Below are 2,413 nucleotides of genomic sequence, written 5' to 3' on the forward strand. Positions count from 1 at the left end.
ACGTCCGCCCGCTCGCGCTGTGCGGCCACGAGCAGGTGCCTCTCGTCGGCGGAGTCCGGCTCGTGGGGGAGGCCGAGGCGTTCGTACTGGTCGTGCGGGGCGTCGTTGGCGCGCAACTGCTCGACCAGGAGCCGGATCATGCGCAGTTCGACGGCGTCGTCCACGATCGGCCGTTCCTGGTGCGGGTCGGTCGCGAGGTCGAAGAGCAGGGTGCCGAACCGCTGGGGGCCGAGGAGCGCCGGCGCGGGCGCGGGGACCCGGACGGTCCGCACCCCTTTGGTGAAGGAGAAGGGTTCCGCGAGGGAGATGTCGGCGAGTTCGTGCGGGGTGAAGCGGCCGCGGATGCGGGTGGGCATCAGGGTGTGCTCGTTGAGGGGCAGGTTGGTGTCGTCGTGGCAGGCGCGCATGTAGACGTAGCGGCCGTCGGTGATGTTCACATGGCCGCCGAACATGCCGAACAGGGCGGACGTCCGCCCGGCCCCGGCGCCGGCCGTCCCGTCCGTCCCGCCCAGGGGACGCCCCTGCATGTCGGGCGTGCGGTCGACGCCGAAGTACTCCAGCAGGGTCGGCGCGATGTCGATGGTCTGGACGAGGGTGGCGTCGTGGGTGCCGGCGCGGTCCGGGCGGCGCGGGTCGTGCACGAAGAGCGGGGTGTGGACCAGCTCCTCGTACCAGGGCTGGACCACCTTCGCCCACCAGCCCTTCTCACCCAGCAGGAAGCCGTGGTCGGTGCAGACGATCAGCAGGGTGTCGTCCCACAGGCCGTGGGTGTCCATGGCGTCCAGGACCCGGCCGAGCGAGTGGTCGCACATGGACAGCAGCGCCGCGTACTCGTAGCGGGCGTGTTCGACCTGTTCCGGCGTCTCGGTGACCCGGTTGTAGTCGGGCCAGTCGAAGTGGGGACCGTCGTAGTCGTGGGGGTAGAGGTCTTTGTAGTGGGCCTGGGTGAAGAAGGGCTCGTGCGGGTCGAACGTCTCGATCTGCAGGAACCAGTCGTCCTCGGCGTGGTTGACGCTCAGGAACTCCAGCCCCGCGTCGAAGGTGAGGGTCTGCGGCTGCTCGGCCTCGCTGCCGAGGTACTGCCGGTTGACCCAGTCCTGGCGCCACAGCTCGCCCCGGCCGGCGCGCAGGTCCTCGGGCGGGCGCGGGTCGGCGACGTGGCCCTTCCACGGGTCGCCCTCCTGGCCGCGGAAGAACTCCCAGGTGCTGTAGCGGCCGTGGTAGGTGGCGCCGCCGTCTTCCCAGTAGTGCTGGTGGTCGCTGACCAGGTGGGTGTGGACGCCGTTCTGTTTCAGCAGTTCGGGCATGGAGTCGTCGAACGGTTCGAGCGGGCCCCAGCCGCGGTGCAGGAAGTTGTGGCGGCCGGTGTGCAGTTCGCGGCGGGCGGGCATGCAGGGCATCGAGCCGGCGTAGCAGGTGTCGTAGGTGACGGTGCGGGCGGCGAGGCGGGCGAAGTTCGGGGCGTGGACCCACTCGGGTCCGCCGTAGGGCGGCAGCATGTGCCGGTTGAGGCTGTCGAACATCACCATGACGGCCTTCACGAGGTGGTACGTCCTTCCGGTGCGGCCGGCTCCGTGTCGCGGGCGCAGCGGAAGCCGCCGTGGCCGGTGGAGGAGTCGGGGGTGTTGTGGGAGCGGGCGGCGACCCGGTAGCGGTTGCAGTAGGAGGCGTGGCAGAGGTAGGAGCCGCCGCGGATGACCCGTTCGCCGGCGCCGTGGGTGTCCTGGACCCACTCCCACACGTTGCCGGAGGTGTTGTACAGGCCGAACCCGTTGGGTTCGTAGGCGGTGACGGGCATGGTGCCGGTGCTGCCGCCGGGCCGGTCGGAGCGGTGGGGAAAGTGTCCTCGCCAGGTGTTGCACATCTCCCGCCCGCCCGGCGTGAAGTCGTTCCCCCACGGATAGCGGGCGCCTTGCAGGCCGCCGCGCGCGGCGTACTCCCACTCGTCCTCCGTGGGCAGCCGCAGCCCCGCCCAGGCGCAGTACGCCAGGGCGTCGTGGTGGGAGACGTGCACCACCGGGTGGTCGGCGCGGCCGTCGAGGTCGGAGCCGGGGCCCTCGGGGGCGTGCCAGGACGCTCCGGTGACGCCGAGCCACCAGGGTGCTCCCGGGACGCGGCCGAGGACGTGGCGCTCGGCGGCGGGGTGGAGCAGGAGGTGGAAGACGTACGAGGAGCCGAAGCGCTCGGCGTCGGTGCGGTGGCCGGTGGCCTCGACGAAGGCCGCGTACTGGGCGTTGGTGACGGCGGTGGCGTCGATGGCGAACGGTGCGACGCTCACCTCGCGGACCGGGCCCTCGTGGTCGGCGTGGTAGCCCTCGTCGAAGGCGTCGCCGCGCAGGAAGGTGCCGCCGGGCAGCTCCACCAGGGCGGGGTGGGCGGCGCGGCGCGCCCGCGGCAAAGGAAGCAGCCCGGT

2 protein-coding genes are annotated in these 2,413 nt (G+C 71.9%); both read right to left on the minus strand.

Annotation, left to right across the window (positions count from 1 at the left end; translation table 11 throughout):
• On the minus strand, positions 1-1,541 hold a 1,541-nt coding region (locus H5J33_RS31230; protein WP_181798125.1), incomplete at its 3' end, for a sulfatase.
• The gene (locus tag H5J33_RS31235) at positions 1,538-2,407 is read right to left on the minus strand and encodes a formylglycine-generating enzyme family protein (RefSeq protein WP_258565534.1); all 870 of its coding nucleotides are present in this window, start codon (positions 2,405-2,407) and stop codon (positions 1,538-1,540) included. The genes H5J33_RS31230 and H5J33_RS31235, both read right to left, overlap by 4 nt.
• Positions 2,408-2,413: the final 6 nt, after the last annotated feature.

It is taken from the genome of Streptomyces sp. WELS2 (assembly GCF_013870595.1).
Lineage (GTDB): Bacteria > Actinomycetota > Actinomycetes > Streptomycetales > Streptomycetaceae > Streptomyces.